Origin of the sequence: Plantibacter sp. M259, assembly GCF_006065115.1 — a bacterium.
GTDB classification, from domain to species: Bacteria; Actinomycetota; Actinomycetes; order Actinomycetales; family Microbacteriaceae; genus Plantibacter; species Plantibacter auratus.
In genome coordinates, this window is sequence record NZ_CP040750.1 from 1,757,702 (window position 1) to 1,784,598 (window position 26,897).

The window sequence follows — 26,897 nt, forward strand, 5'->3', positions numbered from 1 at the left end:
AACCACATGCCCCGCACTTTGAAAGCCGCCCCGCAGGCGCCGTCGACCATGAAGGAGTTGAAAGACACACTCTGGAAGGCCGCCGACAAGCTGCGCGGGTCCATGGACGCCTCACAGTACAAGGACGTCATTCTCGGGCTGGTCTTCCTCAAGTACGTCTCGGATGCCTTCGACGAACGCCGCGCCAGCATTCGCGCAGAACTCTCCGCCGATGGATATGACGACGACCAGATTGCAGACCTCATCGACGACACCGACGAGTACACCGGCCGCGGTGTCTTCTGGGTGGACGCGAATGCACGGTGGGGATTCCTCGCGGAGAACGCGAAAGGTCTCGGTCCTGCACTAGGCAGCCATGAGAAGTCGATCGGGCTGCTGATCGACGAGGCGATGGATTCGGTGATGCAATCGAATCCTCAACTTGCGGGCACGCTCCCCCGCATCTTCAACCGCGACAGTGTTGACCAGCGGCGCCTGGGCGAACTCATCGACCTACTGAACTCCGCGCGCTTCGCTGCGCAGGGCCAGGGCGGGTCCGACGGTCGCCGTGCGCGTGACCTGCTCGGCGAGGTGTACGAGTACTTCCTCGAAAAGTTCGCCGCGGCCGAAGGCAAGCGGGGTGGTGAGTTCTACACCCCCGCCAGCGTCGTGCGGGTACTCGTTGAACTGCTCCAGCCCACACACGGGCGTGTGTACGATCCGGCGTGTGGTTCCGGCGGCATGTTCGTCCAGGCCGAGAAGTTCATCGACGCACACCACGGCGAGGGCAGTGACATCTCCGTGTACGGGCAGGAGCTCAACGAGCGCACCTGGCGTATGGGAAAGATGAACCTCGCGATCCATGGTCTCTCGGGCAACCTCGGGCCGCGGTGGGGCGACACGTTCGCCCGCGACCTGCACCCCGACTTGCAGGCCGACTTCGCGATGGCGAACCCGCCCTTCAACATCAAGGACTGGGCCCGCAATGAAGAGGATCCACGCTGGCGCTTCGGCGTGCCCCCTGCAAACAACGCGAACTACGCCTGGATTCAGCACATCCTCTCGAAGCTCGCACCCGGCGGACAAGCCGGCGTAGTCATGGCGAACGGCTCGATGTCGTCGAACTCCGGCGGCGAGGGCAAGATCCGGGCCGAGATCGTCGAAGCCGACCTCGTCTCCTGCATGGTGGCGCTGCCGACTCAGTTGTTCCGCTCGACCGGTATTCCGGTGTGCGTGTGGTTCTTCGCGAAGGACAAGGGTAAGCGCGTCGGCGAGGTGCTGTTCATTGACGCTCGCAACCTCGGTCACATGGTCGACCGCGCCGAGCGTGCGCTCTCAGACGAGGACATCGCGAAGATCGCGGGCACATTCCACACTTGGCGCGGGGTCGAGTCGGATGCGGCGCCCGCTGAGTACACGGACGTTCCGGGCTTCTGCTACTCGGCGAGCCTCGCCGAGATCAAGGCCGCCGACTATGCGCTGACACCGGGCCGCTATGTCGGTGCCGTCGAAGCGGAGGGCGACGGTGAACCGACCATCGAGCGTCTTGCGCGCCTTCGCGCCGAGCTCGAGGCGCAATTCGTGGAATCTGCGCGACTGACCGAAGTGGTGCGTGAACAGATCGGGAGAGTCGATGTCTAGCTGGACAAACACCACTCTTGGTGCAATCGCGCGGATATATGACGGTCCGCATGCAACGCCCTCCCGGCGGGCAACCGGTCCTTACTTCCTCAACATATCCAGCCTCAGTAACGGTCGACTCGATCTGTCCTCCTCGGACCATGTATCACCGGACGACTTCACGAAATGGACTAGGCGTGTAACACCACGCGCAGACGATCTCCTCTTTTCCTACGAGACTCGGCTCGGCGAAGCCGCACTCATGCCAGCCGACGTGGAAGCCTGTCTGGGCCGACGCATGGCACTCATGCGACCCCGCCGCGAAGAAGTCGATCCTAGGTTCTTGCTGTACCTCTACCTGGCACCGCAGTTTCAGGCGACTATCGAGCAGAATACGATCCATGGCGCAACTGTCAATCGAATACCGCTCAACAAAATGGCAACATGGGAGATTTCCCTTCCCCTATTGACCGAGCAGCAGGCGATCGCCGAGGTGCTGGGCGCACTCGACGACAAGATCGCCGCCAACACCACGTTGATTGCATCGGCAGAAGAAGCGGTGCGCATCTGCGCCCAGTCCCGCGCCGAAGCGGCGGAACACAAACGAGTTACGCTCGGCGAGCTCTCGAACTCTGGCGTGATCGCTTTCGGCGATGGCTACCGTACGAAGAAGAGCGAGCTTGCCGAGTCAGGCTTCCGCATCATCCGAGTCGGTGATGTTGCCCAAGGCGCGATTTCGAAGGGCGATGACTACGTCGCGGCTAGCCTCCAGCGGAGCATCGGCGCGAAGTCAGCTCAGCCTCAGGATGTGATTCTGACGACGAAGGGCACGGTCGGACGTGTCGCCATCGTCCCGAGGACAATCGATACCGCGGTCTACAGTCCGCAAATCTGTTTCTTCCGCGTGCTCGACCACAGCCAACTCGACTGGGGCTACTTCGCATCGTGGTTCCTGGGGCGCGACATTCAGTCGCAGCTATCGCTGCGCGCATATCGGAGCGACATGGCGCCGTACGTCAACCTCGATGACATTCGGTCAATCGAGATTCCTTACCCCAGAATCTCAGTGCAGCAAAAGCATGGGCGTCGAGTCTCACCGCTCCTTGAACTCGCAGAGAACCTGCGTGAAGAATCGCTGACCCTCGCCGCAACGCGCGACGCACTCCTCCCCCAGCTCATGTCAGGCAAGATCCGCGTTCGCGACGCCGAGGCCGCAGCATCCGAGGCAGGCGCCTGATGCCATACGAACTCGGACAACGCCTCGTCATCGGCATCGCGTCGAGTGCGCTCTTCGATCTGAGCGAGTCCGACGCATACTTCCGCGCGAATGGTGAGGACCTGTACCGCCAATACCAGGCCCAGCGGATCGAAGAGACGCTCGCGCCCGGAGTTGCGTTCGGGTTCATCCGAAAGCTCCTCGGCCTCAACGACCTGCGCCCGGACGACCCGGTCGTCGAGGTCATCGTCCTGTCACAAAACGATCCGTCCACCGGGTTGCGAGTCATGCGGTCGATTGAGTCGCACGGACTCTTGATCAGCCGCGCCATCTTCACTCAGGGAGAGGCTCCGTACGAGTACATCGGGGCGCTGTCAATGTCACTGTTTCTCTCGGGACGGGAGCAGAGCGTCCGTGATGCGATGTCTGCAGGCTTCCCAGCTGGCCTGGTCATCGAGTCAGTTGGCCGGACGCGCGATGACGACGACATTGTCCGCGTCGCTCTCGACTTCGACGGAGTCATCGCGAGCGACGAGTCTGAGCGAGTGTTCCAAGGCAGCGGCGGCCTTGCCGCTTATCATCAGAACGAGATCGATAAGCGCACAGTTCCTCTCGAGCGCGGTCCGCTGGCCGAGTTCCTTCGAGATCTGAACATGATTCAGGCCATCGAACGCACGCGGCTCGTAGTGGACCCCGAGTACCGGCTGCGCCTGCGGGTCTCGATCGTCACGGCACGAAATGCACCTGCCCATGAGCGGGCAGTACATACGCTCGAAGAGTGGGGCGTCACCGTGAACGACGCATTCTTCCTCGGAGGCATCGATAAGGGCACCATCCTCGAGGTAATGCGACCCGATATCTACTTCGATGATCAGCAGGGCCACCTCGAGTCCACGTCGAAGCACGCAGCGAGCGTCCACATTCCATACGGAATCGCGAATGAGCGCCCCGCCGAAGCTGCGACAGTTCTCGGCCGCCCGGAGCCCGATGGCGAGCCCGAGCCGGCGCAAGCCGACGTAAGCGCATCCGACAATCTCGACACGTCCGATACGTTTGACAAAGTCCGCCCGGCGAACCGCGAAGCCGTAGCGACGACAGAAGAAGATGCATGAATAGACCGTCAGAAGCAGATTGGGAGCAGGACGCGCTCGACACCCTCGCCGAGCCGCTCGGGTGGTGCCCGGCGCACGGCGAAACCGTCGCACCGGGCACCGACGAACGGGAGACCTGGGACGACCTGCTCATCCGCCCGCGCTTCCTCGAGGCGCTTCGTCGACTGAATCCCGGCGTGCCCGCTGAGTACCTGCAGCAGGCGGTCGCCGAAATCGCCGCACCGAAATCGCAGGACGCGATCACCGAGAACCACCGGATCCACCAGTACCTGGTCGGCGGATACCCGATGAGCTACATCGACTCCGATGGCGTCGAACAGAACCCCCGTCTGCGGTTGCTCGGCAGCGAACCGGAGAACGATTGGCTCGCCGTCAACCAGGTCACCATCCGCCAGGGCGACCTGCACCGCAGGTTCGACATCGTGCTCTTCGTCAACGGGATGCCTTTGGCGATCCTCGAGCTGAAGCGAGCGGGTTCGGCATCTACCGGTGTCGCACCCGCGCATGCTCAGCTGCAGACCTACCTGCGCGAGTTCCCGATGGCGTTCCGGTTCTGCGTGCTCACGTTGGCGAGCGACGGTCTTGCCGCGAAGTACGGAACGCCGTTCACACCGCTCAACCACTTCGCTCCGTGGAACGTCGATGACGACGGCACGCCGCTCGCGCAGCCGCGTGTCGAAGGCGGAGTGTCTGTCGAACCGATCGACGACGCACTCGATGGTCTGTTCAACCCGGAGCGGTTCCTGCAACTCACCCGCAACTTCACCGCATTCGATGAGAATGCCGACGGACTCACGAAACGCATCGCCAAGCCGCACCAGTACTTCGCAGTGACAAAGGCCGTCGGTAGCACTGTGCAGGCGGTCGAGACGAACGGGAAGGCCGGCGTCGTCTGGCACACGCAGGGCTCTGGTAAATCGATGGAGATGGAGCTGTACGCGAACCTCGTGTCGCGACACCCGAAGCTCAAGAACCCGACAGTGATCGTCGTGACCGACCGCACGGAACTCGACGGTCAGCTGTTCGAGACGTTCCGGCAGAGCCTGCTGCTCGCTGAGAAGCCGGTACAAGTGCGCGAGCGTGTGCAGTTGCGTGATGAGCTGAGCAATCGCGTGACGGGAGGTATCTACTTCACGACGCTGCAGAAGTTCGGTCTCACCGAGGGTGAGAAGCAGTCCGGGACGCAACACCCGCTGCTCACCGACCGGCGAAACGTGATCGTCGTCGTCGACGAGGCACACCGGAGCCACTACGACGATCTCGATGGGTACGCTCGGCACTTGCGAGACGCCTTGCCGAACGCGACACTCATCGCCTTCACCGGAACGCCCATCTCCTTCGCTGAACGTGACACCCGCGCGGTCTTCGGGGACTACATCGACATCTACGACCTCTCTCGAGCAGTCGAAGACGGAGCCACCGTTCCGGTGTACTTCGAGCCGCGCCTCATCACGGTCTCACTGGCGGACGGCGCGAACCAAGAGGACATCGACCGTGCGGCCGACGAATACACGCTCGGGCTCGACGACACAGAACGAGCTCGGCTTGAGGCGTCGGTGGCGGTCGTCAATGCTGTGTACGGCGCGCCTGAGCGCATCGAGACACTCGCGGCCGACCTCGTGCAGCACTGGGAGGAGCGGCGCGAACGGATGAAGCCGTTCCTCGAGTCGCCAGGCAAAGCGCTCATCGTCGGCGGCACGCGCGAGATCTGCGCACGGCTCTACGCGGCGATCATCGAGCTCAAGCCCGAGTGGCATGCAGACGCCCTCGACAAGGGTCGCATCAAGGTCGTCTACTCCGGTTCGGCATCCGATCAGCCCCCGGTGAGTGATCATGTGCGGCGAGAGTCTGAGAACAAGGCGATCAAGTCGAGATTGAAAGATGCCTCCGACGAGCTGGAGCTCGTGATCGTCAAAGACATGATGCTCACCGGGTTCGATGCTCCGCCGCTACACACCCTGTACTTGGACCGGCCTCTCAAGGGTGCTTTGCTCATGCAGACCCTCGCCCGAGTGAACCGTACGTTCCGAGGCAAGCAGGACGGCCTGCTCGTGGCGTACGCCCCGCTTGCGGACAACCTCGCGAAGGCGCTGTCGGAATACACCGTCGCAGACCAGGAAAACAAGCCGATCGGCCGCGAGATCGATGAGGCCGTTGCGATCGCTACGGAGTTGGTCGAACAGATCCGCGACATGCTTGCCGAGTGTGACTGGCATGCGATCGTCGCGAAGGGCGGCTCGCGTGCGTGGCGCACCGCCGCGACCACAGCGACGAACTACCTGCGAGATGCTGCCAACCCGCTGAACGCGGCGGAGCTGGGCGCTGAACGTCTGTCGTCGCAGTACCGAAGGGTGACCGGGCAGCTTGCGCGCGCATGGGCGCTCGCCTCAGGCCGCGACGGGCTCGTCGAGCTGCACGAAGAGATCGCCTTCTATGAGGAAGTCCGAGTGTGGATGGCCAAGTTCGACGCTGCCGAGCGTCAGGCCCGCGACGAGCCGATCCCCGACGACATCTCACGACTGCTGGGGACGTTGGTCGCCGACTCGATCGTGCCAGGCGATGTGGTCGACATCTACGACGCGGCCGGCCTCCCGCGCCTCGCACTCGACGACCTCGGCCCGGAGTATCCCGCGAAGGCTCAAGCCGCACCGAACACACACTTGGCGATCGAGGCGCTCCGCAAGTCCCTCACCGACTCTGGCGTATCGGCCACGCGCGGCAACCTCGTACGGCAGCGCGCTTTCTCCGAGCGGATCGCCGAGATCATGAACCGTTACACGAACCAACAGCTGACCTCTGCGGAGGTCATCGCCGAACTCGTGGCGTTGGCGAAGGAGGTCGCGGCCGAGGCATCCCGCGGCACCCACTTCGAGCCTCCGCTGTCCAGCGATGAACTCGCGTTCTACGATGCCGTCGCAACGAACGAGTCAGCCGTCGACATCCAAGGAGAGGATGTACTCGCCCAAATCGCTCGCGAGCTCGTCGCCGTCATGCGACGAGACGTGCGAACCGACTGGACAGTGCGCGACGACGTCAGAGCGAAGCTGCGTGCATCCATCAAGCGGCTTCTCGTGAAGTACAAGTACCCGCCGGACAAGCAGCCCGAGGCGATCAAACTCGTCATGGACCAGATGCAGGCGATGGCTCCGCGGTTCGCCACCGAACGGAAAGCGTAATTGGTGCCGATCCCGGGCGCGAGGGCGGTTCAGGACACGAAAGACGCCTTCGACACCCGAACGACACGAAATCTGTGGAAGCCCACGGCGCGCTGACAGACACCTGCAGCTCGTGCGCAACAACCTCGAAGGCACCATCTGCCAGCCCACCTCGTTCGATGAGGCACTTTGTGGACGCATGCTGCCGTGCCCTCAGCCTCGCCATTGGGTGACGGAGCTTATGTGTCTCGAACGATCCCAACGTGGACGACGGTAGTCGGAGGTGAAACGACCGTGACGATAGAGTGTGGGGCGCCCTCGCGATCACCCACCAGGGCCTCGGACTCCCCTAACCCCAGTCGCAGGACTGTCGCGAGTTTGGGTCCAGGCTCGATCGACTCTCGTTGGATCCCACGCTCGCGGCGTAATTCGCGATCAATCGCGAGTGGCTGCCCCCTACTTTTCTGCAATCGACCACGTGCGCGAGATCCCTCGCACAGAGGTCACATGTCAGTCCCGGGGCAACGGGGCACTTAATTCGAGTTGGGCGTGACCGACAGCCGCATCGTCAAGACCGGCCGCGTGGGTCTCGAGTTGACAACCTTCGCCATCGTACGTACCCTGTGTGTACACGAAGGAGATTCTGATGTCTGAATCCGCAGTCGACACTCGTCTTGCTAAAAATCAAAGAATCAACCTGCGCGCCACCGGCCGCCAGGAAACACTGCTCCGCCGCGCTGCAGAGGCGACGGACCACACGCTCACCGAGTTTATACTCGGGAGCGCTGTTGAGCATGCGGAGCGAGTGATGGCTGATCGTCGTTGGTTCATCGCAACCGAGGAGCAGTTTGAGGAGTTCAACCGGCTTCTCGATACACCCATGCCCTCGACTACAAAGTTCGAGAGATTGTTTGCCCGCCCGTCTGTATTCTCGGATGAGGCGTGACAGGCTTTACCGCCCCTCGGAAACTCGAAAAGAACGATGTTCGAGACGGCTTTAATAGCGGGGCTAACGAGCTCGACGATTGGTTCGTCCGCTTTGCCTGGGAAAACCAGGCAGCCAACAATGCAACGACCTACATCGCGCACAGCGGTGATCGAATTGTGGGATTTTACTCGATCACCATGGCAGCAGTTTCTCGCGAAGAGGCGCCATCTCGAATCGCGGAGCGGCGCCCATCCCAGATTCCGTGCATCCTGCTCGCGCGACTCGCAGTTGACGAGAGCTTCAAAGGGCATGGTCTCGGGTGGGGGTTGCTCCGCGATGCGCTCATCAGAGCATTTCAGATCAGTGGGAGCATCGGAGCCGCATCGGTCCTAATCCACTGCCGAGATGATACAGCTAAGAGTTTCTATCTCCACCACGGCGAGTTTCTCCAGTCACCAGTCGATGATTTGCATCTCATGATCCCTATGAAGGCACTTCGTCGGTTTGCGGAGTGATCATGGCCACGGCGTCGGTGAACCGTTCCATCCATTCTCCGATCGTCCAGTATCGGACCTGCGGGTCTCCCGAGACTACGCTCGTGGGATCCCAAAGCCAGGCCGTGTGGCCGGGGTCCCGCGCGAGATTTGCGGTGTAATGGAGCGCCATCTCAACCTCGCCCTTTTTCAGTGCACAGGTCGCTAAGTTCGCCTCCCTTATCATTGACCCAGCATTGTCCTCGGGAATCTGGAGGCTGTGAAGGCTCGCTATCGCACGATCTGGATCTATCGCAATTAGACAGAAAGCGTATGCCATCGCGAAGTGGAGTGCCTGCGGCTGCGCTTCGTGAAATTTCTGCGCCATCTTCAATGCAGGGGTGTACTGCCCCGCCTCTAGAAGCCCCGCAAGGGCAGCAATGGACGAGTCGCCCAGTTCACGCTGCTCAAACTGTTCGTCCACTCGGTCGACAAGTTTGGCTCGAAGTGCCCCGTTCAGCATATCTCCAGTGATCGTGCGCTCCTCCAGCAGCGCAAGAGGCACACCAGTTGCCTTGGCGGTCTCGGCGGGTTCGGCATTGAAAATTTGCTCCCATTGTAGTGACGAGGTGTGCCACTCAGGCACGTACGTCACGGTGAACCTGTCCGTCACCCATAGCGTGGCATCCCTTCCACCAGGCAGCACCAGGTCCGCAGGTTGACGTTCGACGCGGAGGTAGTCGTCAACTCGCCAGCCCACGATGTGCCCTATTGCCGCCCTACGGACCCACTCTTCCGCGATCGCTCCTACGTCGCCGGCTAGCGCAACGGAGGCAATGTGCGGAGGCAGCTCGCCCCGATGCCGAACGAGTGAAGAGTCCGACTCAAGAAGGGCAACCCAAGGAGCGAGGACATCTGGTACCGAGACCTCGCCGGTACCCTCGAGGTCGGACGCACTCCAGAACAAGGCGGCATCGCGAACAATTAGCTTCACAAGGTCTCGAGCGAATCCGGTCCTCACGACGATGTCTGCGCTGAGTCCGCGTTCACCGAGTCGGGCCAGGGCTGTCGTGATCGCAATCGATCTCCACCACGGATTGGACGTTGGCGGCGTCAAGAGCAAATCCCGGGCGGTTCGAAGTAAGGCGCTAGTTGTCCAGTTCTCATTCGGCTGCTCGTGCCGCAAGTGTAGTCGCTCTCGGCCAGCATCAAACTTTGCGGCTTCTTCCCGAGACTTCGTCGCCACGATCATCTGATCGAGCGGCACGCGGCATTCGTGAGTTTGACCACAGAGTTGATGGCCTGCCGCTGCGCAACCATCAGCCAATCGTTCGAGCGTTGCAAAGTATGTCACTGACACATCACTCGGTCTCCAGTTCTGCGCCGATAGCTGTGCAGCGCTCTTTTCGATCTCCGTTCACACTAGTGTGAACGCGCTTGCAACGTGTCGCCGCAGTTTCCAGCATGAATGTCCCTTCGGACACGCGTGTGTGTTTCTGGGGATTCTGGCGCGCGTGGTCGATGTCAGGGTTCACTTGACCAGCCCGCCCAATGTCAGGCGGCCAGCTCATCGACGGCTGGCCGTCTTGAGTCGCTGTTCGCGAGGCCCGGCGTCAATTGGTGGTGCGTCTCCGCGGCAGCAGAGGGAGGCTGGGCCGGAGGTCGGCGGCGACAGCCGGCTCCCCGGCCAGCTGAGCCACCCTGACCGTGTTTGACCCATCACGGTGGACACCACGGATCGGTCAGATTGCGGCGGCGGTCACAAACCTGCAGATCTCTCAGTCACCGAACATTTGTCAACGGATCGGTTCTACCATCCTGTACCTGTTGCTTCCGTATGCCGGGTTAGGGGCACCTCGTTGCCCTTCGCGCGCATGGCGGAACCGGGTAACCGATCACTTCGAGGGCCAAGAGCGATGGCCTGCCCGAGCATGTCGAGTTCAGAGTTTCTCTACGTGCGGGGAATCGTCGTGACGATCGGGTTGCATGTCGCTGCGCTCGTTCATGAGTACAACCAGCACCCGATCGGACGGCCATCAAGCAGCGCCACGAGGACGCACTGCACTTTCAAATGTCACGCCAAACAGAAAACAACACTTCAAAATGGAAGCGACACTTTACGACGTGCGTTCACACTACATCCCCGGCGCCATGTCGGCGAAGCGCGAGAAGTGGCCGTGGAAGCCGACGGTGATCGTCCGCGTCGGTCCGTTACGGTGCTTGGCGATGATGAGGTCGGCCTCGCCCGCTCGCGGGCTGTCCTTCTCGTAGGCGGACTCGCGGTGCAGGAGCACCACCATGTCGGCGTCCTGCTCGATCGAGCCCGACTCACGGAGGTCGGACAGCGCCGGCATCTTGTCGGCACGCTGCTCAGCACCACGGTTCAGCTGTGACAGGGCGATGACTGGGACCTGGAGCTCCTTCGCCATGAGCTTCAGCGCACGGGAGAACTCCGAGACCTCCTGCTGACGGCTCTCGACACGCTTACCGGAGGTCAGCAGCTGGAGGTAGTCGATGACGACCATCTTCAGGCCCACGCGCTGCTTGAGTCGACGGCACTTCGCGCGGATCTCCACGAGCGTCATGTTCGGGCTGTCGTCGATGTAGAGCGGAGCGTCGTTGATGCGGCCGCGCACCTGCGCGATCTTGGTCCAGTCCTGCGAGTCGACGGTGCCCTTACGCATGAGCTGCAGCGGCACGGACGCCTCAGCGCTCATGAGGCGCATCGCGATCTCGCTGCGCCCCATCTCGAGCGAGAAGAAGATCGACGGCTGGTTGTAGTGGACCGAAGCGGCACGGGCGAAGTCGAGCGCGAGCGTGGACTTACCGATAGCGGGTCGGGCGGCGACGATGATGAGCTGACCCGGGTGCAGACCGTTCGTCAGTTCGTCGAGCTCGCGGAAGCCCGTCGGCACGCCGGTCATGGAACCGTCGGTGTGCTTGGCGGCCTCGATCTCGTCGATCGCCGCACTCACCGCATCGGTCAGCGGGACGTAGTCCTCGACCTCCTGGTTGCCGGAGACGGCGTAGATCTCGGCCTGAGCGGAGTTGACGAGCTCCACGGCCTCACCCTCGGCCGCGTACCCCATCTGCACGATGCGGGTGCCAGCCTCGACGAGACGACGCAGCAGTGCGCGCTCCGCGACGATGCGGGCGTAATAGCCGGCGTTCGCCGCGGTCGGCACGAGGCTCGTGAGCGTGTGGAGGTAGTCAGCTCCACCGGCGCGCGACAGCTCACCCGTCTTGACGAGCTCGTCGGTGACGGTGATGACGTCGGTGGGCTCACCGTGCGAGTACAGCGTCAGGAGGGCGTCGTAGATGACCTCGTGCTTCGGGATGTAGAAGTCCACGCCACGGAGCGTCTCGACCACGTCGGCGACCGCGTCCTTCGACAGCAGCATGCCGCCGAGTGCACTCTGCTCCGCGAGGAGGTCGTGCGGAGGGACCCGCTCATTGCCGCGCGGCTCGTCGTACGATCCGCCGCCTTCGGAGCGGTTGAGGTGAGCGATCGACAAGTGGACATCCCTTCTCGATGTGGACTCGGGTGGTGCGGGTGGTGACGACTCAGGTGTAGCAGGAGCATGCGACACGCACGGGCCCTGCGGGGCGCTCGAGGGCTACGGGCAAGGGCTGCTCAGCCTGCTCGCCCGGCTGTTCCGAGACGCCGATGACTCACGATAGGGCCACTCGTCTCCACAACCAACTCTGCCTGTGGATAACTCTGTGGAGAGATCGGGGGAAACGCCGCGTGTCGTGTGCACAAGCTGTGGGAAACCCTGTGGAGAGAGAAGTTTTTCTGCCACGCAATACGCCTCTGACCAGCAGATTCTGATTCCACAGGCTGTGTGTGGAAAGTTCTTTCGATCCTGTGTCGAACGTTGGGGAGAACGGGGGTCACCTGTGTACAACTTGCTTGACGCAGAGGGCGAAACGGGTGTAGCACACAGGCGTCTGGGCGGCCCGTCACCCCTCTTCTGGGCACAGAAAAACGCGATGGCGGCAGACCTCTCGGTCCACCGCCATCGCGCTCATCACGACGTGCATGTGGCGCCGGACCCGAGGGCCCGACACCGCACGGCGGGTACTACTTGGCCGCGACCACCTGAAGGGTGATCGTGGCGACGATCTCGTCGCGGAGGCTGATGGTGGCCTCGTGCTCGCCGACGTACTTGATCGGGGTGTGGATCTCGATCTTGCGCTTGTCGACCTCGCCCAGCCCGGCTTCCGCCACGGCCTTCGCGATGTCGGCCGGCTTCACGGAACCGAACAGACGGCCTTCGCCACCCGTCTTGACCGTGAGCTTGACCTTGGTGGCCTGGAGGCGAGCCTTCAGGTCCTGGGCCTCTTCGATCGTGGCGTGCTCGCGCGCAGCGCGGGCCGACTTGATCTGCTCGACCTGCTTCTCGCCACCGCGGGTCCACGGGGTCGCGAAACCCTGGGGCACGAGGAAGTTGCGAGCGTAGCCGTTCTTGACGTCGATGACGTCACCAGCGGAGCCGAGGCCGGAGACCTCGTGCGTCAGAATAACTTTCGACATGTGCGGCGCCTCCTAGCGGCCAGAGCCGGCGTAGGGCAGGAGCGCCATCTCGCGTGCGTTCTTGACCGCACGTGCGATGAGTCGCTGCTCCTGGACGTTGACACCGGTGATACGACGAGCACGGATCTTTCCCCGCTCGGAGATGAACTTGCGAAGCGTGGCGACATCCTTGTAATCGATGACACCAACGCGGATCGCCTTCGCGGGAGCGACGTTCTTGCCGCCCTTAGCACCGCGGGCAGGCTTGCGGCGGTCGCCGCTCGACTTTCCAGCCATGGTTGTTCCTTTGCGTGTGAATGGAGTGATCGGCTAGCCGGCAGAACCGGACCGATCGAATCTGTTTAGAAGGGGGTCTCGTCGCTGTAGCTGCCCGGAGTGTTCCAGGCATCTGCACCGCCGTTGCCGCCGGAAGCTGCGGGTGCGCTCTGAGCCCAGGGCTCGTTCTGCTGCACCTGCGGAGCTCCGCCGCCGCGCTGCTGACCACCGCCGCCACCCGAGGGTGCACGGCTGATGGTCGCGGTCGCGTACCGGAGCGAAGGGCCGATCTCGTCGACTTCGAGTTCCATCGAAGTCCGCTTCTCGCCTTCCTTCGTCTCGTAGGAACGCTGCTTGAGACGCCCGGTCGCGATGACGCGGCTTCCCTTGGTGAGCGATCCGGCCACGTGCTCGGCGAATTCACGCCAGACGCTCGCGCGCAGGAACAGCGCTTCGCCATCCTTCCATTCGTTCGTCGCGCGATCGAAGTTGCGCGGCGTGGAAGCGATGGTGAAGTTGGCGACAGCCAGGCCGTTCTGCGTGAAACGCAGTTCCGGATCGCTGGTCAGGTTGCCCACCACGGTGATGACGGTCTCGCCGGCCATGAGCCCTAGGCTTCCTTGGTCTCAGCCGCAGCCGGAGCCGCGTCTGCCTTGGGAGCCGCGGCGACAGCAGCAGCGGGCTTGGCGGCAGCCTTGCGGGCGGCCTTCTCTTCGCTGCGCTTCGTCTCGGTGGCGACCTGAGCGATGGCTTCTTCGGCACGCAGCACCTTGGTGCGCATGACGGCCTCGGAGAGCTTCAGCTGGCGGTCGAGCTCCTGCGTGGCAGTGCTCGTCGCAGTGAAGTCCACGACGGCGTAGATGCCTTCGGTCTTCTTGTTGATCTCGTAAGCGAGACGACGACGGCCCCAGATGTCGACCTTGTCGATGGTTCCACCATCGTTGCGGATGACGTTGAGGAACTTGTCGAGGCTCGGTGCAACCGTGCGCTCGTCAATCTCGGGGTCGAGGATGACCATGAGTTCGTACTGATGCGTCACTAACCCACCTCCTTCGGACTCGAACGGCCACAGACTTTCTGTGGCAGGAGGGTGTAAGCATCGTTGCGATCGGGCGAGAACAGAGCGGACGCACCCGGGCAACCTTCACAGCGTACCGGACGGGAGCCCGTACCGCCACCGCGGGCCTGTCGCGGAGCCGCCGCGCGTGGGATGCTGGACCCGATGAGCAGCCCAGCCAGCCGACAGCGCGCCGACCGACTGATCGGTCTCGACCTCGCGCGGTTCCTCGCGCTCATCGGCATGATGGCCACGCACGTCTGGGCGTTCGACATCGCGACCGGTGGACACACCCCGATCACGGAGGTGCTGTCGGGCAAAGCCGCCGCCCTGTTCGCGGTGCTGGCCGGGATCGGGATCGTCCTCACGAGCCGCCGCGACCTCGCCGCCGGCTCTCCCGCAGCAGCGCGACTCAACCTCTTCGGACGCGGCTTCGCCCTGCTCGTTCTCGGCCTCACCCTCGGCGTCCTGCCCGGCGGCATCTACGTGATCATCGCCTACTACGGCGTGACCTTCTGGCTCGCGATCCCGGCCGTCACCTGGCGTCCGCGCACGTTGCTGATCATCGCGGCCGTCTGGGCGGTGGTCTGGCCGATCTGCTCGCAGGCGCTCCGGGTGCCGCTCAGTGGCGTCGACTCCCCCGAGATCGGCAGTGCGTCCTGGTTCGACGTCGCGGGCGGCGGGTTCGCCCGCGGGCTACTCCTCACCGGCGTGTACCCGGCGCTCACGTGGATCGTCTACGTCCTCGTCGGGATGGCCGTCGGCCGGCTGCTCATGGATGCGCGGGCGAACGGGACCCTGCGGCGTTTCGCACTCCGGCTCGCGGCGATCGGACTCGTCGTCGCCATCGCCGCGGATCGCCTCGCCGCCCTGCTCCTCGGTCCCGTCGGCGGCGTGCAGGGCATCGCGCGCGCCTGGACCGGCGGCCTCGAGCCTGACCCGACGACGATCACCGCCGTCGAGGACGCCCTCGCCGAAGGGATGTACGGCACGAGCCCCACGGAGTCCTTCTGGTGGCTCGTCGCCCGCGCCCCGCACTCGGGCACCACGCTCGACCTCGTCTTCACGATCGGGATCGCGGCGGTCGTCATCGGCCTGTGCCTGGCGCTCGGCACCGTCCTGAACCGCGGCTGGTCGCTCGCGCTCCTGCCGGCGACCGGCGCCGGAGCCGCTCCGCTCACCGTCTACTCGGCGCACGTCTTCATGGCGTCGGTCGGTGCCTTGATCGCCGCGATCGCCGGGACGTATGCGGACACGGCGTGGCTGATCTCGAGCCCGCAGCTCTGGCTCGTCCACGTCGCTGGCGCGCTCCTCCTCGGCTGGATCATCGCCCTCACCAAGCGTCGCGGTCCGCTCGAGACACTGGTCCACGCGGCCGGCCGGGCACTCACCGTCGCCGCGAACCGCCCTGGTCGGACGCCCGCGACGATGACGCCCGCGCCCGTACCGCACGGAACACCGCACGTGCGATGACCGGTCCGACGACTCGAACCGCGACGCTGGACACGCGACCACTCACGGAACGGATCGACCGACGCGCACTCCGCGAGTACCGCACGGGCCTCCCGGGCGAGGTCCGCCCGCCACTCATGGCGGCGATCTGGCCCGCCGTCGTGCTGGTGGTGCTGCCGATCCTCTTCCTCTCCGCCTGGTGGTTCGTGCTCGAAGACGGCTCGATGCCGGATGAGCCCTGGGACTGGTCGGCCCTGATCCTCCTGCCCTACCTCGCACTGCCCGTCGGCATGCTCGTCCTGCTGGTGCGCACGGTCCAACGACGCAGCGGCGTCCGCCAGTACCGGCTGGACCGGTTCGCGCGAGCGAACGGCCTGAGCTACCGGCCGTTCGCCATACCGGTGGCGTTGCCCGGCCTGATCTTCACGATGGGCGGGACGAGCGTGGTCAGGGACCTGCTGTGGCGGGACGGCAGGTCGCCGCTGTCCGTCGGGAACCTGCGCACGACCATCGGTTCGGGACGGAACCGCAAGGAGCATCGGTGGGGCTACGTGGCGCTCCGGCTGCCGGTGGCGCTCCCCCACATCGTCCTGGACGCCGTCGGTAACAACTCGCTCCTGCACCCCCGCCTGCCCGTCACCTACGCCAAGGACCAACGACTGTCGCTCGAAGGCGACTTCGACCGCCACTTCGAGCTGTACTGCCCGCGCGGCTACGAGACCGACGCCCTCTACCTCTTCACGCCCGACATCATGGCGCGGTTCATCGACACCGTCGCCGAACTCGATGTCGAGATCGTCGACGACCACCTCTTCCTCTACTCACCCAAGGACCTCTCGACCCTCGACCCTGAGGTGTGGACGTGGCTGATGTCGGTCGTCGACATCCTCAGCGAGCGCATCACGCAGTGGGAGCGCTGGCGGGATCGGCGGCTGGAGCCGGTCGACGCAGCGACGATGCCGGGGTCGTTCCCGCTGATCCGTCCGCCACGAGGCGTGGCCGGGCAGGGCAGACGCTTGTCCCGCCGGACGGGATGGTGGTGGCTCATCGGTCTCGCCCTCGCCGTCTACGGCTGGTACCTCATCATCGGCGACGCGGTCCGGGCGATCACCGGCGGCTGAGCCCGCGAGGGGTCCCGAATGGTGGGCGGCGGGCGGGCCGCACCAGCCGTTCGGGACCCCTCGGGAGCGAGCGGGAAAGGTCAGTCGTCCTCGGTCGCCGTCAGCATGACGCCGAGCGGAGCCAGGTAGCCGTTCGGGTCGATCGTCCAGTCGGCGTCCGCCGCGGCCGAGACGACCTCGGGCGCCCATTCGAGCGTCACCCGGTCGTCGCCGCCGTTGATGACGAGGATCTCACCCGCACCGGCCTCGCCGCCGTCGACGCAGACATAGGAGCGCCAGCTGCCCTGCGGAACGGAGAACGAGTCACCGGCACCGATGGTGACCGTCGTCGACGGGTCGCCGTTCAGCGTGACGTCCCAACGCCCCGACTTCACCAGGAGCGCCTGCGTCTGCTGGTGGCGGTGCTGGAGCACGCCCTGCCCGGCAGCCGCGCGGACCCAGGCGAGGTTGAAGGAGTGGGGCTCGTGGATCGACGGGACCTGACGACGGTTCTCGGACATGCCGTAGCCGATGACGAGGGCGAGATCTGCCGCGCCACCGTCGACCGCCGTGCACAGCAGCGCCGACGAGGAGTAGACGCGGTCGCCGGGCTGGACGACGCGGGACCGCAGCTCCTCGACGGAGTAGCTCGTCAGCTCGTCGATGTACCGCTGCTTCATCGGGGTGATGAGCGCGACGTCGGTCGGCAGTTCATCGCCGGCCACCGTGTCGATCAGTTGATTGTCGGCCGTGAGATGGAGCCCGTAGGACTCGGCCTCCTTGAGGACCGACGGCCCCCAGATGATGCCGCCGGTGACGTCGCGCCCGAGCACCGTGTACAGGATGCCCTCGTCCGGGCCCTCGTTGGTGAAGCCACGGAAGATCCAGGTCGGGATCGAGATGACGTCTCCATCGTGGCTGACGTACTCACCTTCCTTACCGTCCACACCCCACCGCAGGCGGAACTCGCCGCCCAGGTTGATGAACACCTCCGCCGTGAAGTGCAGGTGCAGGTTGTTCGAGATGCCGTTGGGCATGCCCGCGGCGCCGGTGTTGAAGCCGTGGTTCTCGGTGAGGTTCACGACCTGGTTCGGGTTCTGCGAGACCCCGGCGCCGATGAAGGCGTAGTTCTCCTTGCGGTCCGACCCCGGCGTGCGGCAGTCGATGAAGGCGGCGTTGCAGGCCACCCAGTCGGAGCGCCGGATGGTCCGGCGCTCGATCTCGTGCGTGTCGACGATGACGTCGCTCATGGTGATGCTCCTTCGGTGTGTCAGTAGATGTTGGACGGCCCGACGGGCTCGTCCCCTCGTGTGGCGACGATCTGCGCCCGCAGGGCGATGTCGTCCCAGAGCCGGACCTCCTTGACGATGGCCCCGTTGTGCAGCGTGAACTGCGAGATCCCGAGCAGGTCCACCGGCTGCCCGGTGAGCGGACCGTAGTTCGGGACGCCGGTGTAGTCGCCGACGAACTTCCAGGTGACGGCCACCCGGTGTCCGGCGTAACGGACGTCGTAGTGCGCCTGGATGTCGCGGATCTCGAACCGGCCGCCCGGGAAGGACTCGAGCAGGCGCAGCAGCGCCCGGCGGTACCCTCGGGCCGGATGACGATGCGGTTCCCCACCGTGAGGAGGGTGAGGTCGCGCTCGAAGAACTTCTCGACCTTCTGCAGGTCGCGCTCGTTCCAGATGGTCTGGATCATCTCGAGGACGGTGCTCACCTCGGCGTGGTGGTCGTCGGGGCGCGGACCGGAGTCGCCGACGGCGATCGGGTCGGCGGGCGCAGCCTCGGTCCAGGAGCCCTGATACCCGCGGAACGCCTGCACCCTGGCCAACTCCTCGACGTCGGCACCGTGGAGGAGCGCGCCGGCGAGGGTGTCGCGGACGACCCACTCCTCGACCATGCGGCCTCGGCGATAGAGGCAGTTGGCGATCGTCCGGCTGTACTCGGAGGTCTGCAGGTGCCCGGAGAACACGAGGTGCGAGCTCAGGAACGCGTCGTCGCCACGCGCCTCCCAGATCACGTCCTCGGCCTGACCGGTGCGGTCGGGGGTCGCGGAGATGCGCATGAGCGTGCCCTGGATGACCTCCTCACGCGTCGTCGACGTGCCGTAGGCGCCGTGGACGATCGAGTCCGGCTCGTAGTTCTCCCGGATGAAACTGATGGACCGATCCACCCAGATGAGGTCGGTGACCTCACGGATGAAGTCGTCGGGATCCTGGTACGGCCGATAGGCCACCGGGTCGAGAGGCATGCAGGTCACTCCTTCGTCGTCAGCACCCGCCGGTCTTCGTCTGGACCGACCAAGCGGTAGATGCAGTGTATGCGTATGCACAATGCCATGCAAGAGGCTGACCGAGAACACACGGTGTCATAGCCGTGCAGCGGAGAACGGCGCCGAACTCAGCGCGCGGGACCGAGGGTGCGGCGACCGTGGAACGACGAGGCGAAGACGGCGCGCTCGAGCTCGGCGTCCGGGTGTTCGATCCGACGGACGACCAGGTCGGCGGACGCGCTCGCCATGCCGGCGATGTCGAATCCGACGGTCGCGAGGTCGATGATCGGCCAGGCGGCCTCCGGCAGGTCGTCGAAGCCGACGACGGACAGGTCCTCGGACACCCGGAGGCCGAGCCGATGTGCGGCGTTCAGGGCACCGTAGGCGACGACGTCGTTCCCGCAGAACAGCAAGGTCGGCGTGGGCTCTCCGCCGGACTCCAACAGCTCTCGAGCCGCGACCTCCCCGGCCGCGGAGGAGTAGGGCACCCGCCGCACCAGGCGCTCGTCCAGCACGATACCGTGCTCGCCGAGCGCGGCCCGCAGCGCCTGCTCGCGGTGTTGCGCCGTGCTCGTATTGCTCGGGCCGAGCACGGCGCCGACGTTCCGATGCCCCAGGTCGACCGCCGCCCGGACCGCCTCGCGGTATCCGGGAGCCGCATCGACCACGGTCGCGTCGGCGTCGACGAGCGATCCCGTGCGGTTGAAGTACACGAACGGGAGACCCCGATCGCGGAGCCGGAGCGGCGCCGCGGAGTCGATCGTCGTCGTGGCGAGGATGACGCCGTCCAGGCCATTGGCAAGCAGCCGCTCGACGATGGTGTCGTTGTCGGCCGTCTCGGTGTGGAGCATGAGCTGGTAGCCGAGTCGCTCGAGCTCGCGGTGCACCGGCGCGATGATGTGCGAGTAGAACTGGCTGTCGAGATCCGTCAGGAGCATCCCGATGCGTCGCGTGCGCCCGGACGAGAGCGCACGGCCGGCCTCGCTGGGGATGTACCCGAGGAGCTGCGCAGCCTCTCGGACTCGCTGCTTGGTCTGCTCCGAGACGCGGATGTCGTCGCGGAGCGCCCGCGAGACGGTGGGCTGGGAGACGCCGGCGAGTCGCGCCACGTCTCGGCTGGTCACGACCATCGGGTACCTCCGTGCGTCCGTCCTTCCGGAACCGCCTGTGGAAGGCGACCGATGTGATCGGTTCCGGAGTCCTTCGGATTGTACCGCCTTGACCCTCTGTGCATACGCGGGCATACTACTGACATACGTATGCAGTCAAAGGAGACGGGATGCCCCTGCACTTGAAGAGCGCGCCGACGAAGACCTTCGCCGACACCGCACAACTGGATGTCGCCGAACGCGTGCGCGGCATCATCGGAGACGTCCGGACGGACGGAGACGCCGCGGTCCGCCGCTACGCCGAGCAGTTCGACGGCTCGAGCCGCGACTCGTACCGTCTGTCCGACGAGCAGGTCGACGAGATCATGGCGACCCTCGAACCACAGGTCATCGCCGACATCGAGTTCGTGCAGGCGCAGGTCCGCCGCTTCGCCCAGGCGCAGCGGGACTCGCTCGTCGACATCGAGGTCGAGACGCTGCCAGGCGTCCTCCTCGGCCAGAAGCACGTGCCCGTCCAGGCCGCGGGCGCGTACATCCCCGGCGGCAAGTACCCGCTCACCGCGTCCGCCCACATGACGATCATCACCGCGAAGGTCGCCGGCGTCCCGCGGGTGGTCGCCTGCACGCCGCCGATCCGAGGAGAGATCCCCGCGGCGACGATCGCGGCCATGAAGCTCGCCGGGGCGGACGAGATCTACCTGCTCGGCGGTGTCCAGGCCGTCGCCGCGATGGCGGTGGGCACGGAGACGATCAGCCCGGTCAACCTCATCGCCGGACCGGGGAACGCCTACGTCGCCGAGGCGAAGCGCCAGTTGTTCGGCGAGGTCGGGATCGACCTGTTCGCCGGTCCGACCGAGATCCTGATCGTCGCCGACGAGCACGCTGACCCGTTCTTCACCGCCGTCGACCTGCTCTCCCAGGCGGAGCACGGGCCCGAGTCGCCCGCGGTCCTCGTGACGACCTCGCAGACGCTGGGCGAACAGGTGATGGACTGGATCGAGCGCCTGCTCCCCGGGATGCCGACGCGTGACTACGCCGAGCCGGCCTGGCGGGACTGGGGACAGGTCATCGTCGCCGACGACCTCGACGAGGCCTACCGCATCGCCGACAGCTTGGCGTTCGAACACGTCCAGGTCTTCACCGAGCACCCTCGGGAAGCCCTGACCCGGATGCACGACTACGGCGCGCTCTTCCTCGGCGAAGACACCTGCGTGTCCTACGGCGACAAGGTCATCGGCACGAACCACGTGCTCCCCACCCTCGGCGCGGCCCGCTACACGGGTGGGCTCTGGGTCGGCAAGTACCTGCGGACCGTGACCTACCAGGAGATCGTCGAGCCCTCCTCGTCGGCAGACCTCGGCGAGGTCTGCGGACGAGCGGCCCGCGTCGAACTGTTCGAAGGACACGCGCGCTCCGGCGATGCCCGCGTCTGGCGACACCGCGGAACGGCCTTTCCGTGGATCGACGAGGCGCAGACCGCCGGGACGGCCGCGCCGTGACCGACCTCCGTGGCCGCACCGCGCTCGTCACGGGCGGCGGAAGCGGTCTCGGCGCGGCGATCGCGACGTCGCTGCACGCCGCCGGCGCCGACCTCGTCCTGGTCGGGCGGGACGAACAGCGACTGCAAGCGGTGCGGGACCGGCTTGGGGGTCGGACCCGCACCGCCGTCTGCGACGTCGCGTCGCCCGCGTCCGTCGACGAGCTCCGCGACTCCCTCGCCGACACGGAGGTCTCGATCCTCGTCAACAACGCCGGCGTCCCGGGCCCGGTCGCCGCGCTCACCGACATCGAGCCGACGGACTGGGACGAGGTGTTCGCGGTGAACGTCCGCGGCACCTACCTGCTCTGCCGGGCGTTCCTGCCGGGCATGACCGCTCGTGGCGACGGCGACGTCGTCAACATCGCCTCGGTGTCGGGCAAGCGCCCGCTCGCGCATCGCACGCCGTACTGCGCCTCGAAGATGGCCGTGATCGGCCTCACCTCCACCCTCGCCTTCGAGGTCGGCCCGGCCGGCGTCCGGGTCAACACCCTCTCCCCCGGCCCGGTGAGCGGGCCCCGCATGGCACGCAACTTCCGCCTCGAGGCCGAACGCTCGGGGGCGAGCGTCGCAGCCGCCGAAGCCGCCTTCGTCTCCCGGGCTGCGCTCGGCCGCATGGTCACTGAGGAGGAGGTCGGCGCCGCCGTCCTCGCCATGCTCGCCATGCCCGGTCTGTGCGGCTCGGACGTCGACCTGTCCGCGGGGATGATCGCGTGAGCGCGTCCCTCCGCGAGCGCGCCAGGCGCGGGGATCGGCTGCTGGGCGTCCTCCTGCGTATGCCCGCCGAGGAACTCGTCGAGATGGCGGCGGTCGCGGGCTTCGACTTCATCCTGATCGACACCGAGCACGGCCCGGCAGACGTGGTCGCCCTCCGCCAGCACATCGCGTTGGCATCGATCCACGGCGTCCCGGTCATCGTCCGGGTCGCGGAACACGACACCGCCCAAGTGCTGCGCATCCTCGACCAGGGCGCCCAGGGCATCGTCGCGCCGCACCTCGACTCGGCCGCCGACGCCGCTGCCGTCGTCGACGCGGCGATGTACCCGCCGGTCGGATCACGCGGCTTCGCCACCTACAGCCGTGCCGGACGCTTCGGCCTGACCCCACCGGAGGAGCACAGCCGGTGGTTCCTCGAGCACACGCTCCTCATCGGCATGGTCGAGTCGCCCGCCGGCGTCGCCGCGGTCGGCGAGATCGTGGCGACCCCGCGACTCGACGGCATCCTGGTGGGGCCGGCGGACCTCGCGGCGTCGAGCGGACCGGAGGATCCGTCCGTCGGCGACTCCATCGCCGCCGTGCATGCGGAACTGGCCCGCTCCGGCGCCCTGCGCATGGACATCGTCGGCACCCGGGCGGCGGCGGCGGCGTCCTTCGCCGACGGGGCCGGCCTCGTCGTCGTGAACCTCGCCCACGCCCTGATGGCGGAGCTACGCGGCTTCGTCGCCGGTCAGCGCTGACGCGGCCCTCCCGCCACCTCCGCCAACCAGGTGTCGAGCACGGCTCGCACCGCATCGGGGCGTTCGAGGGGCGGGAGGTGTCCGGCGTCGACGGACACGAGTCGTGCACCGCGGACCGCGGCGGTGATCTCATCATGGAACACGGGTGGGCAGATCGGATCGGCGGCCCCGGAGACCACGAGCGTCGGCAGATCGAGCGCGGCGAGCCGGTCGAGCAGTGGCTGTCGGCTGAGCTGTTGCGCGAGCTGCGCGTCGAGCTGATCCGCCGTCATCCGCTCGCCCATCCCGAGCACGCGATCGATGAGGTCGCGTCGGCGTCGGCGGACCGGGGCCGACAACAGCGACGCCAGGATCTCTCGTTGCAACCCCGCCGGGGTCTCGCCCGCCGCAAGCCGCTCGCGCCAGGCCCGCCACCCCCGTCGCTGCGCCGCGGTCGTCGCCCTCCCGTTCACCGACATGACACAGAGCCCCGCCACCCGGTTCGGTGCGGCCAGGGCCGTCTCCATGGCGACGACCCCTCCGAGCGACAGTCCGGCGATCGCGAAGCGCTCCGGGAGGCCGTCGAGCAGCGCCGCCACCTGCCGTGCGACCGACCGCTCGGCGAGCGGCCAGCGGATCGACCCCGGAACGGTGACGTCGGCCCAGAGGTCGTCGGTGCAGTTCATCCCGGGGAGCAGGACGAGCGGTGGTCGCACAGCCGACTCGATCACCCCTTGACGGCGCCGTCGCTCAAGCCGGCGACGAGGTACTTCTGTGCGATGAACGCGATCACGACCACCGGGATGGTGAGCAGCATGGACGCCGCCCCGGCCTGCTGCAGCATCGGAAGCGTCTGCCCGAGCTGGGTCGCGATGAACACCGGCACCGTCTTCGAGGACGAGTCGGTGAGGACCAGCGCGGTGAGGTACTCCTGGAAGGCGAAGAGGAACACGAAGATCCCTGCCGTGAGGATGCCCGGACCCATGAGCGGGATCATGACCCGACGCAGCATGCCGATCCGGCTGCACCCGTCGATCATCGCCGCCTCGTCGAGCTCGCGGGGATCTCCGCGAAGAAGTTCCTGAGGAGCCAGATCGTGAACGGCTGATTGATGGCGACGAGTGCGAGTGCGAGTGCGAAGGTGGTGTCGTAGATGCCGAGCGACTTGCTGATGTCGTACATCGGCAGGACCACGGCGAAGCGGGGAAGCGCGCGGAAGACGAGGGCGAGCACCAGCAGCAGCGCGGAGACGTAGCTCGGGAACCGCGAGAGCGCGTAGGCCGCCGGGATGCCGATGACGAGCGCGAGGACCGTCGAGACCACCGCCACGACGAGCGTGTTCACGAGGTAGTCGGCGAAGTAGGTCGTCTGCCACAGGTCGACGAACGCCTGGAGGGTCGGCGTGTACCCGGAGAACACCGGTGGGTTCGCGAACGCGACGTCGGTCGGTTTCGTGACCGACAGGGTCATCCAGATGAACGGACTCAGCATGAGGACGCACAGGAGGCCGAGCAGGATGCCGGTGAGCGGTCGTCGACGAGTCGGCTTCCGGCGGGGCGCACCACCGGTGGTGATCGCGCGGGTGGAGAGGTCGAGCGGCTTGATGGTCATCGTTCGGCCTTCGCTTCCTTGAAGATCCCCCGGATGAACGGGATGAGCATGATGAGGATGAGGAGGATGGTGAACACGTTGATCGCGCTGCCGAGACCGAGACGCTGGGCACCGTCCGCGAAGGCGACCGAGTAGACGTAGAGCATGATCGACTCGTTGCCGATCGACTGCGCCTGCGGCGACAACGGGATGAGGTTGTCGAACATGCGGAGCACGTCCATGATCGTGATGAGCGTGACGAAGCCGAGCACCCCGCGGATCGTGGGGATGATGACGTGCAGGTGGGTCTGGAACGAACTCGCGCCGTCGATGCGGGCCGCCTCCTTCAGCTCGGACGGCACCCCCTGCAGACCCGCCAGGATGATGAGCATCGCGAACGGGATCATGCTCCAGACGGTGTTGGCGATCACGAGGATCCCGTTCGGCACCTGATCGGTGAACCAGAGCACCTGATTGCCCGTGAACGCCTCGATGATCCGGTTCGCCAACCCGCCGAAGCTGTCGTCGAACAGCCAGGAGAACGCCACGGCACCGACGAGGTTCGGCAGCACGTACGAGACGAGCATGATGCCGAGGACGAGCGGTCGCGTGATGGTGAGGCGGTTCACCGCCGTGGCGATGATGTACCCGCCGACCAGCAGGATGATCGTGGTGACCACCGTGACGCTCACCGTGAAGAGCACGGCACGCCCGAACCGGACATCCGTGAGCGCCTCCACGAAGTTCGCCAAGCCGACGAACTCACCCGGTACGCCGTAGCGGACCTGCTCGAAACTCCACTGCACCGTCCGCACGAGCGGCAGGACGAGCAGCGCCCCCATCACCAGCAGACTGGGGAAGAACAGCACCCAGAACTCGCGTGTCTTCATCGACATCCCTCCTCGGAGACGGTGCGGCCCGGACCGTTCGTCCGGGCCGCACCCATCGGATCCTGCACTCGGTGGATCAGCCGGCGATCTTCTCGCCGGCGGCCTGCATCTGTGCCAGGCCGTCGTCCACGGAGAGGTTGCCGTTGAGCACCTCGACGAGGATCGGACGGATCTCATTGGTCATGTCGGCCAGGTAGGGCGACACGACCGGCGGCATTGCCGAGTCGATCGAGTCGTTGGCCGCCGCTCCGTAGGGCGAGTTCTCGTCCGTGACCATGTCGGCCCGCGCAGGGTACGCGGCCGGCACGGAGGCCTTGGACGCCTTCTCGCTGACCGCCGACGCCATCATCGTGAAGAGCATCTTCTTGTCGAGCTTCGTGTTGAAGGGGATCGACCAGCCGTCGATGGACAGACGGTTGTAGGAGTACGGCGCGTCCGCGGTGAGCTTCGGAGCCCCCGCGAAGCCGAAGGAGTCGGACAGCTTCGAGTTGGCCGGCAGCGTCAGGTCGTTCATCCGGCCGGAGAACATGATCGACATGGCCGCCGTCCCGTTGAACATCTGCTGCTGCACCTTCGGCTGGTCGAAGGTCGTGACCTGCGGGTCCATGTACGGCTTGAGCGACAGCATCGCCTCGAGCGCCTGCTTGGCCTCAGGGGTGTCGAGCGTGACCTCACCGTCGGCGGACACGAAGTCCGCACCCAGGGAGTTCATCGCCGCCTGGTAGCTGGTCGACACGTCCGCGGTGGCGAGCCACGGCAGGGCGATCGGGTACTCCATGACGCCGGCTTGCTTGATGGCCTCGGCTGCAGTGATCATCTCGTCGAAAGTGGTCGGCGGCTTGAGGCCGAGGTCGTCGAAGACGTCGGTGCGGTAGGCCGTGACGAACATCTGCGCCTGCATGGGCAGAGCGTAGAGCTTGCCGTCGTAGGACATGCCTGCGCGCATCGACTCGCTCAGGGCGTCGAGGTCGTACTCCTCGGCGAGCTCGTCGTAGAGGTCGTCGAGTGGTACGAGCTTCTCGTCCTCGGCGAGGCCGGGGATGACGAAGCCGTACGTCTCGATGATGTCGTACGTGCCGGTGTCGCCGGCGAGCGTCGCGGTCGTCTTCGTCACCTGTCCGCCGAAGTCGATCGGGTCGTGCTTCAGCGTGACGTCGTCGGTGGAGCAACTCGATACCAT

The 26,897-nt window shown here is 65.6% G+C and carries 26 protein-coding genes; 12 read left to right on the top strand and 14 right to left on the bottom strand.

The window, feature by feature from the left end:
• The first annotated feature begins 6 nt into the window (after positions 1–6).
• From FGL15_RS08140 to FGL15_RS08165, 6 genes are all read left to right on the top strand, one after another.
• Complete coding sequence (locus FGL15_RS08140) at positions 7–1,620, top strand: class I SAM-dependent DNA methyltransferase (RefSeq protein ID WP_205858709.1); 1,614 nt, start codon at positions 7–9, stop codon at positions 1,618–1,620.
• Positions 1,613–2,836 (top strand): restriction endonuclease subunit S, encoded by a 1,224-nt coding sequence (locus FGL15_RS08145; RefSeq protein ID WP_138945658.1) that lies wholly within the window; start codon positions 1,613–1,615, stop codon positions 2,834–2,836. Before FGL15_RS08140 ends, FGL15_RS08145 begins: the two co-directional genes overlap by 8 nt.
• Positions 2,836–3,927 carry a 5'-nucleotidase gene (locus FGL15_RS08150; protein WP_138945659.1) on the top strand — a complete coding sequence of 364 codons (1,092 nt, stop codon included), beginning with the start codon at positions 2,836–2,838 and terminating at the stop codon, positions 3,925–3,927. Before FGL15_RS08145 ends, FGL15_RS08150 begins: the two co-directional genes overlap by 1 nt.
• Positions 3,924–7,103 (top strand): type I restriction endonuclease subunit R, encoded by a 3,180-nt coding sequence (locus FGL15_RS08155; protein ID WP_138945660.1) that lies wholly within the window; start codon positions 3,924–3,926, stop codon positions 7,101–7,103. Before FGL15_RS08150 ends, FGL15_RS08155 begins: the two co-directional genes overlap by 4 nt.
• A 625-nt stretch (positions 7,104–7,728) precedes the next feature.
• Positions 7,729–8,028: a DUF1778 domain-containing protein gene (locus FGL15_RS08160; RefSeq protein WP_138945661.1), complete on the top strand. Its 300-nt coding sequence runs from the start codon at positions 7,729–7,731 to the stop codon at positions 8,026–8,028.
• Positions 8,025–8,525 carry a GNAT family N-acetyltransferase gene (locus FGL15_RS08165; protein WP_138945662.1) on the top strand — a complete coding sequence of 167 codons (501 nt, stop codon included), beginning with the start codon at positions 8,025–8,027 and terminating at the stop codon, positions 8,523–8,525. Before FGL15_RS08160 ends, FGL15_RS08165 begins: the two co-directional genes overlap by 4 nt.
• Here FGL15_RS08165 and FGL15_RS08170 read toward each other — a convergent pair.
• The 6 genes from FGL15_RS08170 to rpsF form a co-directional block, all read right to left on the bottom strand.
• Complete coding sequence (locus FGL15_RS08170; RefSeq protein WP_138945663.1) at positions 8,494–9,750, bottom strand: lipopolysaccharide assembly protein LapB; 1,257 nt, start codon at positions 9,748–9,750, stop codon at positions 8,494–8,496. The genes FGL15_RS08165 and FGL15_RS08170 overlap by 32 nt on opposite strands.
• Before the next feature lie 868 nt (positions 9,751–10,618).
• The gene (gene dnaB, locus FGL15_RS08175) at positions 10,619–11,992 is read right to left on the bottom strand and encodes a replicative DNA helicase (RefSeq protein WP_369808454.1); all 1,374 of its coding nucleotides are present in this window, start codon (positions 11,990–11,992) and stop codon (positions 10,619–10,621) included.
• Positions 11,993–12,567: 575 nt separating this feature from the next.
• Positions 12,568–13,020 (bottom strand): 50S ribosomal protein L9, encoded by a 453-nt coding sequence (gene rplI / locus FGL15_RS08180; protein WP_056780635.1) that lies wholly within the window; start codon positions 13,018–13,020, stop codon positions 12,568–12,570.
• A gap of 12 nt (positions 13,021–13,032) precedes the next feature.
• Positions 13,033–13,296, bottom strand: a complete 264-nt coding sequence (rpsR, locus tag FGL15_RS08185; RefSeq protein ID WP_056010351.1) for a 30S ribosomal protein S18 — start codon at positions 13,294–13,296, stop codon at positions 13,033–13,035.
• A gap of 65 nt (positions 13,297–13,361) precedes the next feature.
• Complete coding sequence (locus FGL15_RS08190; protein WP_138945664.1) at positions 13,362–13,880, bottom strand: single-stranded DNA-binding protein; 519 nt, start codon at positions 13,878–13,880, stop codon at positions 13,362–13,364.
• Between the two features lie 5 nt (positions 13,881–13,885).
• A complete protein-coding gene (gene rpsF / locus FGL15_RS08195) occupies positions 13,886–14,293 on the bottom strand; it encodes a 30S ribosomal protein S6 (RefSeq protein WP_217485263.1) in 408 nt (135 codons plus the stop codon).
• 204 nt (positions 14,294–14,497) lie between these two features.
• Between rpsF and FGL15_RS08200 the strand changes: the two genes are divergently transcribed.
• Both FGL15_RS08200 and FGL15_RS08205 read left to right on the top strand, forming a co-directional pair.
• A complete protein-coding gene (locus FGL15_RS08200) occupies positions 14,498–15,805 on the top strand; it encodes a heparan-alpha-glucosaminide N-acetyltransferase domain-containing protein (RefSeq protein WP_168223351.1) in 1,308 nt (435 codons plus the stop codon).
• A complete protein-coding gene (locus FGL15_RS08205; RefSeq protein ID WP_138945666.1) occupies positions 15,802–16,905 on the top strand; it encodes a hypothetical protein in 1,104 nt (367 codons plus the stop codon). The genes FGL15_RS08200 and FGL15_RS08205 overlap by 4 nt, the downstream gene beginning before the upstream one ends.
• A gap of 80 nt (positions 16,906–16,985) precedes the next feature.
• Here FGL15_RS08205 and FGL15_RS08210 read toward each other — a convergent pair whose 3' ends face one another.
• Entirely contained in the window at positions 16,986–18,134 is a 1,149-nt protein-coding gene (locus FGL15_RS08210) for a cupin domain-containing protein (protein WP_138945667.1), read from the bottom strand.
• Positions 18,135–18,154: 20 nt separating this feature from the next.
• Complete coding sequence (locus tag FGL15_RS20825) at positions 18,155–18,460, bottom strand: ester cyclase (RefSeq protein ID WP_240773942.1); 306 nt, start codon at positions 18,458–18,460, stop codon at positions 18,155–18,157.
• Between FGL15_RS20825 and FGL15_RS20830 the strand changes: the two genes are divergently transcribed.
• A complete protein-coding gene (locus tag FGL15_RS20830) occupies positions 18,374–18,685 on the top strand; it encodes a hypothetical protein (protein ID WP_240774012.1) in 312 nt (103 codons plus the stop codon). The genes FGL15_RS20825 and FGL15_RS20830 overlap by 87 nt on opposite strands.
• Before the next feature lie 598 nt (positions 18,686–19,283).
• Here the strand turns inward: FGL15_RS20830 and FGL15_RS08220 are convergent.
• Positions 19,284–20,279: a LacI family DNA-binding transcriptional regulator gene (locus tag FGL15_RS08220; protein ID WP_168223352.1), complete on the bottom strand. Its 996-nt coding sequence runs from the start codon at positions 20,277–20,279 to the stop codon at positions 19,284–19,286.
• 155 nt (positions 20,280–20,434) lie between these two features.
• Between FGL15_RS08220 and hisD the strand changes: the two genes are divergently transcribed.
• From hisD to FGL15_RS08235, 3 genes are read left to right on the top strand one after another with little or no spacing between them, the layout of a single operon-like run.
• Positions 20,435–21,763 (top strand): histidinol dehydrogenase, encoded by a 1,329-nt coding sequence (gene hisD, locus FGL15_RS08225; protein ID WP_138945669.1) that lies wholly within the window; start codon positions 20,435–20,437, stop codon positions 21,761–21,763.
• A complete protein-coding gene (locus tag FGL15_RS08230; RefSeq protein WP_138945670.1) occupies positions 21,760–22,518 on the top strand; it encodes an SDR family NAD(P)-dependent oxidoreductase in 759 nt (252 codons plus the stop codon). The genes hisD and FGL15_RS08230 overlap by 4 nt, the downstream gene beginning before the upstream one ends.
• Positions 22,515–23,258 (top strand): HpcH/HpaI aldolase/citrate lyase family protein, encoded by a 744-nt coding sequence (locus FGL15_RS08235; protein WP_205858710.1) that lies wholly within the window; start codon positions 22,515–22,517, stop codon positions 23,256–23,258. Before FGL15_RS08230 ends, FGL15_RS08235 begins: the two co-directional genes overlap by 4 nt.
• Here the strand turns inward: FGL15_RS08235 and FGL15_RS08240 are convergent.
• From FGL15_RS08240 to FGL15_RS08260, 5 genes are all read right to left on the bottom strand, one after another.
• Positions 23,249–23,968 carry an alpha/beta fold hydrolase gene (locus FGL15_RS08240; protein ID WP_138945671.1) on the bottom strand — a complete coding sequence of 240 codons (720 nt, stop codon included), beginning with the start codon at positions 23,966–23,968 and terminating at the stop codon, positions 23,249–23,251. The two genes, FGL15_RS08235 and FGL15_RS08240, sit on opposite strands and share 10 nt — an antisense overlap.
• On the bottom strand, positions 23,965–24,276 hold the full coding sequence (locus FGL15_RS08245; protein ID WP_138945672.1) for an ABC transporter permease subunit: 312 nt from the start codon (positions 24,274–24,276) through the stop codon (positions 23,965–23,967). Before FGL15_RS08245 ends, FGL15_RS08240 begins: the two co-directional genes overlap by 4 nt.
• Positions 24,273–24,848: a carbohydrate ABC transporter permease gene (locus FGL15_RS08250; protein ID WP_138945673.1), complete on the bottom strand. Its 576-nt coding sequence runs from the start codon at positions 24,846–24,848 to the stop codon at positions 24,273–24,275. Before FGL15_RS08250 ends, FGL15_RS08245 begins: the two co-directional genes overlap by 4 nt.
• A complete protein-coding gene (locus tag FGL15_RS08255; RefSeq protein ID WP_168223353.1) occupies positions 24,845–25,717 on the bottom strand; it encodes a carbohydrate ABC transporter permease in 873 nt (290 codons plus the stop codon). Before FGL15_RS08255 ends, FGL15_RS08250 begins: the two co-directional genes overlap by 4 nt.
• 76 nt (positions 25,718–25,793) lie before the next feature.
• Positions 25,794–26,897 carry an ABC transporter substrate-binding protein gene (locus FGL15_RS08260; RefSeq protein WP_370282215.1) on the bottom strand — a complete coding sequence of 368 codons (1,104 nt, stop codon included), beginning with the start codon at positions 26,895–26,897 and terminating at the stop codon, positions 25,794–25,796.